At 41.0% G+C, this 13,502-nt stretch carries 25 protein-coding genes; all 25 read right to left on the bottom strand.

Annotated features, from left to right (window positions below):
* Positions 1 to 26 precede the first annotated feature (26 nt).
* The 25 genes from secY to TZ96_RS00470 all read right to left on the bottom strand — a co-directional run bounded on the left by secY (position 27) and on the right by TZ96_RS00470 (position 13,169).
* A complete protein-coding gene (gene secY / locus TZ96_RS00590) occupies positions 27 to 1,337 on the bottom strand; it encodes a preprotein translocase subunit SecY (RefSeq protein WP_000465391.1) in 1,311 nt (436 codons plus the stop codon).
* Between the two features lie 12 nt (positions 1,338 to 1,349).
* The gene (gene rplO / locus TZ96_RS00585) at positions 1,350 to 1,790 is read right to left on the bottom strand and encodes a 50S ribosomal protein L15 (protein WP_000766079.1); all 441 of its coding nucleotides are present in this window, start codon (positions 1,788 to 1,790) and stop codon (positions 1,350 to 1,352) included.
* A 146-nt stretch (positions 1,791 to 1,936) separates the two neighbouring features.
* On the bottom strand, positions 1,937 to 2,119 hold the full coding sequence (gene rpmD / locus TZ96_RS00580) for a 50S ribosomal protein L30 (RefSeq protein ID WP_000057243.1): 183 nt from the start codon (positions 2,117 to 2,119) through the stop codon (positions 1,937 to 1,939).
* A gap of 13 nt (positions 2,120 to 2,132) precedes the next feature.
* The gene (gene rpsE, locus TZ96_RS00575) at positions 2,133 to 2,627 is read right to left on the bottom strand and encodes a 30S ribosomal protein S5 (RefSeq protein WP_000874203.1); all 495 of its coding nucleotides are present in this window, start codon (positions 2,625 to 2,627) and stop codon (positions 2,133 to 2,135) included.
* Positions 2,628 to 2,644: 17 nt separating this feature from the next.
* Complete coding sequence (gene rplR, locus TZ96_RS00570; protein WP_000624044.1) at positions 2,645 to 3,001, bottom strand: 50S ribosomal protein L18; 357 nt, start codon at positions 2,999 to 3,001, stop codon at positions 2,645 to 2,647.
* A gap of 83 nt (positions 3,002 to 3,084) precedes the next feature.
* Positions 3,085 to 3,621: a 50S ribosomal protein L6 gene (rplF, locus tag TZ96_RS00565; protein WP_000086625.1), complete on the bottom strand. Its 537-nt coding sequence runs from the start codon at positions 3,619 to 3,621 to the stop codon at positions 3,085 to 3,087.
* Between the two features lie 187 nt (positions 3,622 to 3,808).
* Entirely contained in the window at positions 3,809 to 4,207 is a 399-nt protein-coding gene (gene rpsH / locus TZ96_RS00560; protein WP_000245504.1) for a 30S ribosomal protein S8, read from the bottom strand.
* A 284-nt stretch (positions 4,208 to 4,491) separates the two neighbouring features.
* The gene (locus TZ96_RS00555) at positions 4,492 to 4,677 is read right to left on the bottom strand and encodes a type Z 30S ribosomal protein S14 (protein WP_001085699.1); all 186 of its coding nucleotides are present in this window, start codon (positions 4,675 to 4,677) and stop codon (positions 4,492 to 4,494) included.
* A gap of 17 nt (positions 4,678 to 4,694) precedes the next feature.
* Complete coding sequence (gene rplE, locus TZ96_RS00550; protein ID WP_000013542.1) at positions 4,695 to 5,237, bottom strand: 50S ribosomal protein L5; 543 nt, start codon at positions 5,235 to 5,237, stop codon at positions 4,695 to 4,697.
* 23 nt (positions 5,238 to 5,260) lie between these two features.
* Positions 5,261 to 5,566, bottom strand: a complete 306-nt coding sequence (gene rplX, locus TZ96_RS00545) for a 50S ribosomal protein L24 (protein ID WP_000497691.1) — start codon at positions 5,564 to 5,566, stop codon at positions 5,261 to 5,263.
* Between the two features lie 83 nt (positions 5,567 to 5,649).
* Complete coding sequence (gene rplN, locus TZ96_RS00540; RefSeq protein ID WP_000616548.1) at positions 5,650 to 6,018, bottom strand: 50S ribosomal protein L14; 369 nt, start codon at positions 6,016 to 6,018, stop codon at positions 5,650 to 5,652.
* Between the two features lie 25 nt (positions 6,019 to 6,043).
* Entirely contained in the window at positions 6,044 to 6,304 is a 261-nt protein-coding gene (gene rpsQ, locus TZ96_RS00535; protein ID WP_000440801.1) for a 30S ribosomal protein S17, read from the bottom strand.
* Positions 6,305 to 6,328: 24 nt separating this feature from the next.
* Positions 6,329 to 6,535 (bottom strand): 50S ribosomal protein L29, encoded by a 207-nt coding sequence (rpmC, locus tag TZ96_RS00530; RefSeq protein WP_000772918.1) that lies wholly within the window; start codon positions 6,533 to 6,535, stop codon positions 6,329 to 6,331.
* Between the two features lie 9 nt (positions 6,536 to 6,544).
* Positions 6,545 to 6,958, bottom strand: a complete 414-nt coding sequence (gene rplP, locus TZ96_RS00525) for a 50S ribosomal protein L16 (RefSeq protein ID WP_000960948.1) — start codon at positions 6,956 to 6,958, stop codon at positions 6,545 to 6,547.
* A 3-nt stretch (positions 6,959 to 6,961) separates the two neighbouring features.
* A complete protein-coding gene (rpsC, locus tag TZ96_RS00520; protein ID WP_000529936.1) occupies positions 6,962 to 7,615 on the bottom strand; it encodes a 30S ribosomal protein S3 in 654 nt (217 codons plus the stop codon).
* A gap of 12 nt (positions 7,616 to 7,627) precedes the next feature.
* Positions 7,628 to 7,972, bottom strand: a complete 345-nt coding sequence (rplV, locus tag TZ96_RS00515; protein ID WP_000818137.1) for a 50S ribosomal protein L22 — start codon at positions 7,970 to 7,972, stop codon at positions 7,628 to 7,630.
* A gap of 11 nt (positions 7,973 to 7,983) precedes the next feature.
* Positions 7,984 to 8,265 carry a 30S ribosomal protein S19 gene (gene rpsS, locus TZ96_RS00510; RefSeq protein WP_000533766.1) on the bottom strand — a complete coding sequence of 94 codons (282 nt, stop codon included), beginning with the start codon at positions 8,263 to 8,265 and terminating at the stop codon, positions 7,984 to 7,986.
* Between the two features lie 104 nt (positions 8,266 to 8,369).
* Complete coding sequence (rplB, locus tag TZ96_RS00505; protein ID WP_000512914.1) at positions 8,370 to 9,203, bottom strand: 50S ribosomal protein L2; 834 nt, start codon at positions 9,201 to 9,203, stop codon at positions 8,370 to 8,372.
* Positions 9,204 to 9,220: 17 nt separating this feature from the next.
* On the bottom strand, positions 9,221 to 9,517 hold the full coding sequence (locus TZ96_RS00500; protein ID WP_001055347.1) for a 50S ribosomal protein L23: 297 nt from the start codon (positions 9,515 to 9,517) through the stop codon (positions 9,221 to 9,223).
* Positions 9,517 to 10,140 (bottom strand): 50S ribosomal protein L4, encoded by a 624-nt coding sequence (gene rplD, locus TZ96_RS00495; RefSeq protein ID WP_000024549.1) that lies wholly within the window; start codon positions 10,138 to 10,140, stop codon positions 9,517 to 9,519. Before rplD ends, TZ96_RS00500 begins: the two co-directional genes overlap by 1 nt.
* A 24-nt stretch (positions 10,141 to 10,164) precedes the next feature.
* Positions 10,165 to 10,791, bottom strand: a complete 627-nt coding sequence (gene rplC / locus TZ96_RS00490; RefSeq protein ID WP_000160197.1) for a 50S ribosomal protein L3 — start codon at positions 10,789 to 10,791, stop codon at positions 10,165 to 10,167.
* Between the two features lie 82 nt (positions 10,792 to 10,873).
* Positions 10,874 to 11,182 carry a 30S ribosomal protein S10 gene (gene rpsJ, locus TZ96_RS00485; RefSeq protein WP_001284513.1) on the bottom strand — a complete coding sequence of 103 codons (309 nt, stop codon included), beginning with the start codon at positions 11,180 to 11,182 and terminating at the stop codon, positions 10,874 to 10,876.
* A 264-nt stretch (positions 11,183 to 11,446) separates the two neighbouring features.
* The gene (locus TZ96_RS00480) at positions 11,447 to 12,070 is read right to left on the bottom strand and encodes a uridine kinase family protein (protein WP_045762467.1); all 624 of its coding nucleotides are present in this window, start codon (positions 12,068 to 12,070) and stop codon (positions 11,447 to 11,449) included.
* The gene (gene nrdG, locus TZ96_RS00475) at positions 12,067 to 12,663 is read right to left on the bottom strand and encodes an anaerobic ribonucleoside-triphosphate reductase activating protein (protein ID WP_045762466.1); all 597 of its coding nucleotides are present in this window, start codon (positions 12,661 to 12,663) and stop codon (positions 12,067 to 12,069) included. Before nrdG ends, TZ96_RS00480 begins: the two co-directional genes overlap by 4 nt.
* 5 nt (positions 12,664 to 12,668) lie before the next feature.
* A complete protein-coding gene (locus TZ96_RS00470) occupies positions 12,669 to 13,169 on the bottom strand; it encodes a GNAT family N-acetyltransferase (RefSeq protein ID WP_045762479.1) in 501 nt (166 codons plus the stop codon).
* Positions 13,170 to 13,502 lie beyond the last annotated feature (333 nt).

Below are 13,502 nucleotides of genomic sequence, written 5' to 3'. Positions count from 1 at the left end.
ATAGTGAATTTTCTTTTCTATTACAATTATTCTGTTGTATTCATGAAACCAACATACTTACGTTTCAATAAATAACCTTCCAATTGTTTAATTCCTTCAATACCTGTTGAGATAATGATCAAAAGACTTGTCCCCCCAAAAGCAACGACTTCTGAAAGACCAAATAAATCCTTAGCTACAATAGGTAAAATAGAAATGACACCTAGGAAGAGGGAACCGACTGTTGCGAGACGACGAAGAAGTTTTGACATATACTCTTCTGTCCCTTTACCAGGACGGACTCCGTGGATATAAGCACCGCTCTTTTGCAAATTTTCTGCTGCCTTCTCTGGATTAATCTGTACAAATGTATAGAAGAATGTAAAGAGGATAATCAACAGAGCGTACAAAGCGATACCTGTAGGGGCTGTTGTAGATAGCAACTCCTGAGCACTACGTACCCAGGCCCAATCAAGACCAGATGCACTTACAAATTGTAAAATTGCCGCTGGTGCTGCAGTAATCGAGCTAGCAAAGATAACTGGAATAACTCCTGCAGGGTTAATCTTCAATGGAAGATAGGAACTTGACGGTGCTCCTTGTGCTACCTTAGTATACTGAATTGGTATCTTATATTCAGCTTGTTGAACATAAGTTGTAAAGTAAACAATCAATAAGACTGCTACAATTAAGATAGCAACAAAAATGAGGGATGAAGTCAAGCGACTGCTTGGTACATTGACAAAGTAGTCAACATAAATTCCCTTGATCATATCAGGAATTGAAGCAACAATCCCCGCAAAGATAATCATGGAAACACCATTTCCATAACCCTTATCAGTAATTTGCTCTCCCAACCAAGTTACAATCATACTACCCGCTGTTAGGATTGCTCCAATCACAAGGAAAACTTGTGGTGTTAAAGGAACAGTCAAAAGTTTGGCTCCAGATAAAGCATTAAAACCAGCAGTAATTCCGATAGATTGCACGAATGCAAGAACAAGGGCAATATATCGAGTTGCCTGGTTCAATTTTCTACGACCAACTTCCCCTTGTTTGCCCCACTCTACAAACTTTGGTAATAAATCCATTTGTAAGAGTTGGACAACGATAGAAGCAGTAATGTATGGACTAACACCAAGTGCAAAAACTGAAAAGTTTTTCATGGCATTACCAGACACCAAACTTAACATATTTAGAAAAGATAGACCACTCAAAGCATTCAAGCTATTGGCATTCACCCATGGAACCGTAATGCTAGTCCCGATACGGAAGACAAAGACGATAAAAATTGTAAAAAGAATTTTTGATCGAACTTGCTTGACTTTGAAGGCTTCTCTCAATAATTTAAAAAACATAGGTCACCTCTCTTAGATGACTTCTACTGAACCACCTTTAGCAGTGATAGCTTCTTCAGCTGATTTAGAGAATTTAGCTGCTTTTACAGACAATTTCTTAGTCAACTCACCGTTACCAAGAATCTTGATACCTGATTTTTCAGCTTTAACAATTCCTGATTCGATAAGAACAACTGGAGTTACTTCTGCACCATCTTCAAAGACGTTCAATTGGTCAAGGTTAACAATTGCGTATTCTTTAGCGTTGATGTTAGTGAATCCACGTTTTGGAAGACGACGGAACAATGGAGTTTGTCCACCTTCAAAACCAAGACGTACTCCGCCACCGCTACGAGCTTTTTGACCTTTTTGACCACGACCAGATGTTTTACCGTTACCTGATGAAGTACCACGACCAACACGGTTACGAGTTTTACGAGAACCTTCTGCAGGTTTCAATTCATGAAGTTTCATTATATATTTTCTCCTCTTTTGTAAAATGCTAGCGCCGATAAGAGAGAAAAGGTTGTCTCTCCTATCAACTCGCCTATACGTTTGTCATCAAAGATGACTATATCTAGTTTTAGGGGATGGTATACTGCACATCCCCTAAAATTTAATTAGTTTACTTCTTCAACTGTTACCAAGTGAGATACTGCAGTAATCATACCACGTACTGCTGGGTTATCTTCTTTAATAACAGAGCTGTTCAATTTGCCAAGTCCAAGTGCTACAACAGTTTTACGTTGTGATGGAATGCGTCCGATTGGAGACTTAGTCAAAGTAATTTTAATTTGAGCCATTTTATCCCCTTTCTTATGCCAAATCAGAAACTGAAATACCACGAAGGGCAGCAACTTCTTCAGCGCGTTTCAATTGTTTCAAACCTTCAACAGTTGCGCGAACAATGTTGATTGGAGTATTTGAGCCAAGAGATTTAGATGTAACATCAGCCACACCTGCCAACTCGATAACGGCACGAACAGCACCACCAGCGGCAACTCCAGAACCTTCTACAGCTGGTTTCAACAATACTTTAGCTCCACCGAATTCTGAAATAACTTCGTGTGGGATTGTTGTTCCAACCATAGGAACTTCGATCAAGTTTTTCTTAGCATCTTCTACTGCTTTGCGGATTGCTTCTGGAACTTCTTGAGCTTTACCAGTACCAAATCCTACGCGACCGTTGTGGTCACCAACGACTACAAGAGCTGCAAAACGAAGACGACGTCCACCTTTAACAACTTTAGTAACACGGTTAACAGCAACTACGCGTTCTTCTAATTCAACTGCATTGTCTTTAAATGCCATTTTCTAGTGTCCTCCTATTAGAATTTCAATCCGTTTTCACGAGCTGCATCAGCCAAAGCTTTCACACGTCCGTGATATAGATATCCACCGCGGTCGAACACCACTTCTGAAATACCTTTAGCGTTTGCACGTTCTGCAACGAGTTTACCGACAGCAACGGCTTGTTCAGTTTTTGTTCCTTTTGAAACTTCTTTGTCAAGAGTTGAAGCACTTGCGAGCGTTACACCCGCTACGTCATCAATAACTTGAGCGTAGATGCCTGTATTAGAACGGAATACGTTCAAACGTGGGCGATCAGCAGTTCCAGAGAGTTTTCCGCGAACGCGACGGTGGCGTTTTTGGCGGAGTTTGTTTTTATCTGGTTTAGAAATCACAGTTTTCACCTCTTTAGTTTTAAATCGTGTGCTATGCACAAAGTTGGAAATGATATTGGTGGCTGAAAATCAACCACTCAATATTATTTACCTGTTTTACCTTCTTTAAGACGAACATATTCGCCAACGTAACGGATACCTTTACCTTTGTATGGTTCTGGTGAACGAAGGCTACGTACGTAAGCAGCTGTTTGACCAACTACTTCTTTTGAAATTCCGCTAACAACGATTGTTGTTGGGTTTGGAAGTTCAAAAGTAATTCCTTCTGGAGCTTCAACTTCGTCTGGATGTGATTTACCAACAGCCAAAACAAGTTTTGATCCTTGAAGTTGTGCACGGTAACCAACCCCACGCATTTCAAGTTGTTTCTTGAATCCTTCTGATACACCAATAACCATGTTGTTCAAAAGAGCACGAGTAGTTCCGTGGATAGTTTTCATTTCTTTTGAATCGTTTGGACGGTGAAGAGTTACTTCAGTACCTTCCACACGAATTTCAATATCTTTTGAGAACTCACGAGTAAGTTCTCCTTTAGGTCCTTTTACAGTTACAACGTTGTCATTGTTAGTGATTTCAACACCAGCAGGCAACACGATAACTTTATTACCAATACGTGACATGTTTTTATTCTCCTGTTAAATTGTCAGGCCTTGTCGGCCAGTTTTCACGGGGTTAAATCGATTTCTCGATTTAAAGGAATATTTAGGTTTCAATTTCAAAGTGAATCTAGGCATCGTCTCGCAGGCATAACTTTGGGTTAGGCAAGAGACGATAACGACGAGTCACAAAGAAATTGGGAGCTAAATATTACCAAACGTAAGCGATAACTTCTCCACCAACGTTCTTTTGGCGTGCTTCTTTATCAGTAAGCAAACCTTCAGAAGTTGAAAGGATAGCAATTCCAAGACCGTTAAGTACTTTTGGAAGGTCTTCACGTTTTTTGTAGACACGAAGTCCTGGTTTAGAAACACGTTTCAAGTTTGTGATAACTTTTTCACCGTTTGGTCCGTATTTAAGGAATACACGGATGATGCCTTGTTTGTCATCTTCGATGATTTCTACGTTCTTAACAAAACCTTCGCGTTTAAGGATTTCAGCAATCCCTTTTTTGATGTTTGATGCAGGTACTTCAAGTACTTCGTGTTTTGCTTGGTTAGCGTTACGAATACGAGTTAGGAAGTCTGCGATTGGGTCAGTCATAACCATTTTATTTTTCTCCTCTTACTAGTAGTTTGCAAGTTGCACTTGCTAGTTAATACATGATACAAAGAGCGTAACAGCAAGAGCAAAAATAGGCAATTTGATGCAGGAGCGATGCTCCAAAGCAAATTGATCTTTTTTGCCAAAGCTGTAGCTCGTGTTCAAATTGGCAAGCCCAACTGAACCCGGGCTAAACTCTGTGTGAAAAAGATAAACTTTTCTAGAAACTAAAGTTTCTTCGTCAAGTTTCCTATTTTCACTTGGAGTTTTGACGCCCTTGATATCTTAAATTACCAAGATGCTTTTGTTACACCAGGGATTTGACCTTTATATGCCAATTCACGGAAGCAAACACGGCAAAGTTTAAACTTGCGGTAAACTGAGTGTGGACGTCCACAACGTTCACAGCGAGTGTATGCTTGAGTAGAGAACTTCGCTGGGCGTTTGTTCTTAGCAATCATAGATTTTTTAGCCATTAGTTATACCTCCTATATTATTTTGCAAAAGGCATTCCAAGGCCTGTAAGCAATGCACGTGACTCTTCGTCAGTGTTAGCAGTAGTTACGATAACGATGTCAAGACCACGAGTTTTGTCAACGTCATCAAAGTTGATTTCTGGGAAGATCAATTGTTCTTTCACACCAAGTGTGTAGTTCCCGCGTCCATCAAATGATTTTGTTGGAACACCATGGAAGTCACGCACACGTGGAAGTGAAACTGAAACCAATTTATCCAAGAATTCGTACATACGTTCACCACGAAGGGTAACTTTTGCACCGATCGCAACACCTTCACGAAGACGGAAGCCGGCGATTGATTTTTTAGCTTTAGTGATAAGTGGTTTTTGACCTGAGATAAGCGCCAATTCTTCAGCAGCTTTTTCAAGGCTTTTAGCGTTTGATACAGCTTCACCAACACCCATGTTCAAAACGATCTTATCTACTTTAGGCACAGCCATCACTGATGAGTAGTTGAATTGTTCTGTCAAAGCAGGAACTACTTCATTAAGATATTTTTCTTTTAAACGATTTGCCATTATACTTCTCCTTTCCTTCGTGATTAATCAAGCACTTCGCCTGATTTTTTGTTGTAGCGAACTTTTTTACCGTCTACAAATTTGTAACCAACACGACCAGCTACACCATTTTTGTCCAAAACTTGAACGTTTGATACGTGTATAGCTGCTTCCTTCTCGATGATACCACCTTGAGGAAGTTCGTTAGTTGGACGTTGGTGTTTCTTAACGATGTTAACACCTTCAACGATAACTTTGTTTACTTTTGGAAGGGCAGTAAGGACAACAGCTTCTGTTCCCTTATCTTTACCAGCGATTACGCGAACTTTGTCGCCTTTTTTTACAAACATTTTTTTCTCCTTTTATTCTTACGCCCAATGGGCACCCTGGCTAAGCCAGGGGACTGTGTTTGTTTGTTTTTGCTCTGTGAAAATTAAAGTACTTCTGGAGCAAGTGACACGATCTTCATGAAGCCACCTTCACGCAATTCACGTGCAACTGGGCCAAAGATACGTGTTCCGCGAGGAGTTTTATCTTCACGGATAATAACTGCTGCGTTTTCGTCAAATTTGATGTATGAACCATCAGCACGACGAGCACCTGATTTAGTACGAACGATAACTGCTTTAACAACGTCACCTTTTTTAACCGCACCACCAGGAGTAGCTTGTTTTACAGATGCCACAATAACATCACCGATGTTCGCAAATTTACGTTTAGAACCACCAAGAACTTTGATAGTCAAGATTTCGCGTGCACCGCTGTTGTCTGCGACTTTCAAACGAGTTTCTGTTTGAATCATTTCAGTTTTCTCCTTTCAGGTTTGATTAGATGATAACCGCTTCTTCAACGACTTCTACAAGACGGAAACGTTTTGTAGCTGAAAGCGGACGAGTTTCCATGATACGTACGATATCGCCTTCTTTGGCAACATTGTTTTCATCATGTGCTTTGTATTTTTTAGAGTAGTTAATACGTTTACCATAGACTGGGTGGTTACGTTTTGTTTCAACTACAACTGTGATTGTCTTGTCCATTTTGTCAGATACAACACGTCCAACAAGAACTTTACGATTATTGCGTTCCATTGAAATTTCTCCTTCCCTAGTCTATTATTTCGCTTCAGATTGAACTGTTTTGATACGAGCGATTTGTTTTTTAACTTCTTTCAAGCGAGCTGTTTGTTCTAATTGACCAGTAGCAGCTTGGAAACGAAGTTCAAACAATTCTTTTTTCAATTCGTTTTCGCGCTTCGCGAGTTCTTCTTGAGAAAGACCACGAAGTTCTTTAACAAATTCTTTTACTTCATTAAGTTTCATGCCTTCTCCTTATTCTGCTTCACGTTTTACGAATTTACATTTAACTGGCAATTTGTGGCTAGCAAGACGAAGCGCTTCACGAGCGATCTCTTCAGATACACCAGCAACTTCAAACATTACTTTACCACGTTTAACTGGTGCTACCCAACCTTCAGGTGCCCCTTTACCAGATCCCATACGAACCCCGATAGCTTTAGCTGTGTATGATTTGTGTGGGAAGATTTTAATCCAAACTTTACCACCACGTTTCATGTAACGAGTCATGGCGATACGAGCAGCTTCGATTTGGCGGTTAGTGATCCAGTGGCTAGTTGTAGCTTGAAGACCGTATTCACCGAATGCTACTTCTTTTCCACCTTTAGCTTCACCGCGCATTTTACCACGGAATTCACGACGGTGTTTAACACGTTTAGGTACTAACATTGGTTATTTACCTCCTTTAGTGTTTTTACGAGCTGGAAGAACTTCACCACGGTAGATCCATACTTTAACACCAAGTTTACCGTATGTAGTGTCTGCTTCTTCCCAAGCGTAATCGATATCTGCACGAAGTGTGTGAAGTGGAACAGTTCCTTCAGAGTATCCCTCAGCACGGGCGATATCTGCACCGTTCAAACGACCTGATACTTGAGTTTTGATTCCTTTAGCTCCAGCACGCATAGCACGTTGGATTGCTTGTTTTTGTGCACGACGGAAAGCAACACGTTGCTCCAATTGACGAGCAATTCCTTCACCAACAAGGTGAGCATCCAAATCAGGTTGTTTGATTTCGATGATGTTGATGTGTACTTGTTTTCCAGTCAATTTGTTAAGTTTAGCACGGAGTGCATCAACGTTAGCACCACCTTTACCGATAACCATACCTGGTTTAGCAGTGTGAAGTGAAACGTTAACTTTGTTTACTGCGCGTTCAATTTCAATAGTTGAAACAGCTGCGTCAGCAAGTTCTTTTTGAACGAATTTACGGATTGCAAGATCTTCATGAAGGTAATCCGCGTATTCTTTTTCAGCATACCATTTGGCATCCCAATCACGGATGATGCCGACACGCATACCAATTGGATGTACTTTTTGACCCACGATTTTACCTCCTTATTTTTCTGCAACAGCTACAGTGATGTGAGCTGTACGTTTGTTGATTGGTGAAGCTGAACCTTTCGCACGTGGACGGAAACGTTTCATAGTTGGTCCTTCGTTTGCGAATGCTTCAGATACTACCAAGTTAGCTTTATCCAAACCAAAGTTGTTTTCAGCGTTAGCTACAGCTGAGTTCAAAACTTTCAAGATGATTTCAGCAGCTTTGTTTGGAGTGAATGTCAAAATTGCGATTGCATCGGCTACGCTTTTACCACGGATGTTGTCAAGAACAAGACGTGATTTACGAGGTGAAACACGTACTGTGCGAGCCATTGCTTTAGCTGAAGTAATTTCTGCCATTTATGTTCTCCTTATTTTCTACGTGTCTTCTTGTCGTCTGCGGCGTGACCTTTGTAAGTACGAGTTGGTGCAAATTCACCAAGTTTGTGACCTACCATGTCTTCTTGGATGTAAACAGGTACGTGTTTACGTCCATCATAAACTGCGATTGTGTAACCAATGAAACTTGGGAAGATCGTTGAACGACGTGACCAAGTTTTGATAACTTTTTTCTTTTCGTCGTTAGCTTGAGCTTCAACTTTTTTCATCAAATGCTCATCGACGAAAGGTCCTTTTTTAAGACTGCGTCCCATTTTTATATTTTCTCCTTTAAATTTTGTACCACAGCGGCTTGCGCTCACAAGGAGCGCTACCGAGCTGGCGGAATTTCCTAGTTGCTTAAGCGACTAGTTTTAAATTATTTCTCGTTGCGACGACGAACGATAAGTTTGTCAGATTTCGCTTTCTTGTTACGAGTTTTAAGACCAAGAGCAGGTTTGCCCCATGGAGTAGATGGTGCTTTACGACCAACTGGTGCTTTACCTTCACCACCACCGTGTGGGTGATCGTTAGGGTTCATTACAGAACCACGAACTGTTGGGCGGATACCTTTCCAACGGCTACGTCCTGCTTTACCAAGGTTTACAAGTCCATGTTGTTCGTTTCCGACAACACCAACTGTAGCACGACAAGTTCCAAGAATCATACGAACTTCGCCTGATTGAAGACGAACAAGAACGTATTTACCTTCTTGTCCCAATACTTGAGCAGAAGCTCCAGCAGCACGAACCAATTCACCACCACGACCTGGTTTCAACTCAATGTTGTGGACCAAAGTACCAACTGGGATGTTAGCAAGTGGAAGAGCGTTACCTACTTTGATATCTGCTTCAGGACCTGAAACGATACGTTGACCAACTTCAAGACCTTTTGGAGCGATGATGTATGCTTTCACACCGTCAGTGTAGTGTACAAGAGCGATGTTTGCAGAACGGTTTGGATCGTACTCGATAGTTTTAACAACTGCTTCAACGTTATCTTTGTTACGTTTAAAGTCAACCAAACGGTAGAAACGTTTGTGTCCACCACCTTGGTGACGAACTGTGATACGACCGTTGTTGTTACGACCAGCCTTGTTCTTCAAAGCAACAAGCAAAGTTTTTTCAGGTGTGCTTGTTGTGATTTCAGCGAAATCCAAAGAAGTCATATTACGGCGACCGTTTGTTGTTGGTTTATAAACACGAATTCCCACGATATTTCCTCCTTAGATTATTCAGCTTCAGCAGCAAACAACTCGATTGCTTTTGAATCAGCTGTAAGTGTGATGATTGCTTTTTTAGTTTTGTTAGTAAAACCAGTGTAACGTCCAACACGTTTAGCTTTAGGTTTTACGTTGATTGTGTTAACATTTGCAACTTTAACACCTTCGAAAGCAGCTTCAACAGCTTGCTTGATCAAAAGTTTGTGCGCACGAGTGTCAACTTCAAATACATATTTGCCTGCTTCAAGTTGAGCCATTGAGCTTTCAGTGATGACAGGTTTTTTGATAACATCATACAAATTCATTATGCAAGAACCTCCTCGATTTTAGAGATAGCTGCTTGAGTAACAAGAAGTTTGTCACTATTTGCGATGTCAAGAACACTTGCAGTTGTAGCAGTCGCAACTTTCACGTTTGGAAGGTTACGAGCTGAAAGAGCTGCGAATTCGTTTCCTTCTTCAAGAATAACAAGGACTTTAGAATCGATGCTCAAAGCTGCAAGAACTTTTGCAAATTCAGCAGTTTTTGGAGCTGTAAATTCAAGAGAATCAACGGCTACAAATTTGTTTTCAGCAACTTTTTCTGAGTAAACAGATTTTAGTGCAAGGCGACGAACTTTTTGAGGAAGTTTGTACGCATAGCTACGTGGAGTTGGTCCGAAGACGATTCCACCACCACGCCATTGTGGAGAGCGGATAGAACCTTGACGAGCACGTCCAGTTCCTTTTTGACGCCATGGTTTGCGTCCGCCACCTGAAACGGCTGAACGGTTTTTAACAGCGTGAGTTCCTTGACGAAGGCTAGCACGTTGGCTGATGATGACATCAAACACAACAGATTGGTTTGGTTCGATACCAAAGATTGCATCGTTAAGAACAACTTCGCCCGCTTGTTTACCAGTTTGGTCGAATAATGTTACATTTGCCATTTTGACTGTATTCCCCTTTCCTTATTATTTACCAGCTTTAACTGCTGATTTGATAGTGATAAGAGATTTCTTAGCACCTGGTACGTTACCTTTGATAAGGATAACGTTCTTTTCTGGAACAACTTGTACAACTTCAAGGTTTTGAATTGTTACACGGTCGCCACCCATACGTCCTGCAAGGTTTTTACCTTTGAATACGCGGTTAGGTGCAACAGGTCCCATAGAACCTGGACGACGGTGGTAACGAGAACCGTGAGCCATAGGTCCACGTGATTGTCCGTGGCGTTTGATAACACCTTGGAAACCTTTACCTTTAGAAGTACCAGTTACGTCAACAACATCTCCAGCTGCGAAAGTTTCAACTGTGATTTCAGCACCAACTTCCAAGCCTTCAACGTTTTTGAATTCACGAATGAAGCGCTTAGGAGCCGTGTTAGCTTTTGCTACATGTCCTTTAGCAGGTTTGTTGCTCAATACTTCGCGTTTGTCATCGAAACCAACTTGGATAGCGTTGTATCCGTCTGTTTCAACAGTTTTAACTTGAAGAACAACGTTTGGAGTTGCTTCAATAACTGTTACAGGGATCAATTCGCCAGCTTCAGTGAAGATTTGAGTCATTCCCACTTTTTTCCCTAAGATTCCTTTTGTCATGAGAAAATAGTTCCTTTTCTATATTTTTTATTCAAAAAGTTTTTAACGAGCGTTTTTTATGCTCAAGTTATCAAGCTTTAAATTAAAGTTTGATTTCTACGTTTACACCACTTGGAAGATCCAATTTCATCAAAGCGTCAACTGTTTTTTGAGTTGGGTTAACGATATCGATCAAACGTTTGTGTGTACGCATTTCAAATTGTTCGCGAGAGTCTTTGTATTTGTGAGTCGCACGAATGATTGTGTAGAGGCTACGCTCAGTTGGAAGTGGGATTGGACCCGCAACTTGTGCACCTGTACGAGTAGCTGATTCTACGATTTTTGCAGCCGCTGTGTCAAGCGTACGGTGTTCGTAAGCTTTCAAACGGATACGGATTTTTTTGTTTGCCATCTTTTTCTCCTTTTCGTCTATTTAAGATAATAGGCTAGCTCCACAAGAAAACCGACGCGCGTTGCGTGGCAATGCAACCGAGCGTGTCGCAACCTCTTGCATCAAAGCTAAAGCTGTAATTTACAGCACCATAATAGAATAACACAAAGCCCCTGCGATTGCAAGGGATTTGACAGGTTTTTTTAAATTTTTTAGATGAAACTGTTTTCTTATTCCATTTTAATAAATTTTCATATTTAAGTGCTAGATTATCTGTCTTTTCTTCTATATAATGTTAGTTTTAATTTGAAATTTATCATCTGATTGATCTACCAAGATATCAGCTCTTGACTCGGTTTCTTTATAGTATTGTAGATACTGCTCCCGTCTCATCTGCTGACTAGCTAATATAAAGGATGCATCACCATTTCTCACAGTCGTATCTCGAGCTAGACGTCTCTTTAATTCGGTCTCCTCATCTGTGTAGAAACAAATGGTTTTGTCAAAAAGTTCCTTGGGTAGAAAACCCACAGACATCCCTTCGACTATCAGAATTGGTTTTGCTCCCGATAAGACCTCACTAGCCTTCCAGGGTTCCTCAATTGTTAAGATGTCCATACCCGCTTGCAGAGCAAGAATATCTCTTTGTAAACTTGCCAACTCATGCGCTACCGGTAAACATGCTGTCACCTTTTGGTCTGGTGCCTCTTTAGGTACCACTAATTGTCGTCCTGAAGTAATATAGGGATCTGTCTCTAGTAAATTTACCTTTTCAGCATCCAATACTTGGTATAATTCTTGAGCAAAAGTTGATTTCCCTGAAGCGCCGTGGCCGTAGATACCTAGCGTCCTAATTCTTCCCGAGTCTATTTCTGATACTAGTCTTTCTATTAACTCTTTTTTCTTCATTCTCTCTTCACCTGTTCATAGCTTTCTTTTCCATCGTTAAGCTTGTCCCAAATGACTACCTTTCCACTTTGGAGAGACTTTTGTACATCGATAATTCGTTGATTGGAAGAGCCGCGGAATTGAAGCATAAGATTTCTCTTGCTCCGATCATAGCGACCATCGACCAGGATATCAATCATAGATAAAAGCTCTAGCTTATCTGTAGTTTCCAGCATCATTTCTTCCCAAGTGTAGCCTGTCCAAGACCAGATGTCTTTTTCTGGCAATTCCTTTCGAATGCGTTTTACAAGGGGCAAAAGAATACCTGTATTGAGGAATGGCTCTCCTCCTAACAAAGTCAATCCTTGAACATAGGGCTGGGCTAAGTCTGCCATGATTTGTTCTTCCAATTCTGGCGTATAAGGAATTCCTGCATTGAAAGACCAGGTCGCTACATTGTAACAGCCCTCACAGTGAAACATGCAGCCGGCTACATAGAGAGAATTGCGCACCCCTTCTCCATCCACAAAGTTAAAAGCCTTATAGTCAATGATACGCCCTTGACTAAGCTCCTCACTCTTCCACTCGCCTGGTTTTGGTGTATTCCATGTCATGCTTTCTACTCCAACTCTATCCAGTAGCGCTCCGTTCCATTTCGAACATCCTCCAACTCTCCACCATTAGCTAAGATAACAGCTCGGCTGGCAGGATTTTCTGTGCTACAAGTAACCAGAGCACGATGAATGTTCTTTTCTTTAGCCACTTGTAGACCTTGACGGAGAGCTTCCTTGGCATAACCTTTGCCTCTTTCAGATGGGCGAATAGAATATCCTATATTCCCTGCATAATTCAGCAGTCCCTCATTCAGTCTCAACCGTAAATTTAAAAAACCTAAAGCATGGCCTGATTCATCAAACAAAACGAACTGAATTGATGGGACGCGATTTTCAGGCAAGTTTATTCCCATTTCTTTATTAAGGTTAGTTTCTAGCCAATTCTCGTAAGAAAAACCCTCAGTATCCCAAAATCCGCCATCGTGGGCTGATTGGCTTTTTTCAAATTCTGCCATCATCTCTAAAACTGTTTCTTTATCTGCTAATCTTGGTCTGCGTAGTTCCATATTCCCCTCCCCGCTATAGGAAAAGCGAGAGGCAATTCTCACTTTTTCTTGTTTTTTGTTTAAAAACTGTTCTCTAAGGCTAACTACTCGGTCTTTTTTGCTGCTTCCACCTTTCGAATGCTTTTCTTGGAATCGTTGGACCAAGGCCTTACCTTTATCGTCTAATTGATATTTTCCCACTCTCTTTCTAATTTCTTACTTCATGTCCTGCTGTTTTGATAGTAGAACCGTTCATGTGTTTGACACGCGCAGCAATTTCCTTATGACGTCCGTTGACCATCGGCCGAGCTTGTGGGTTTCCAAGATAGCCACAAGTTCGTTTAACAACATCTA

Source organism: Streptococcus infantis (assembly GCF_000963255.1).
Classification (GTDB): Bacteria; Bacillota; Bacilli; order Lactobacillales; family Streptococcaceae; genus Streptococcus; species Streptococcus nidrosiense.
Note: the sequence above shows the minus strand (reverse complement) of the source record. Positions and strands in the feature narration are given on the sequence as shown.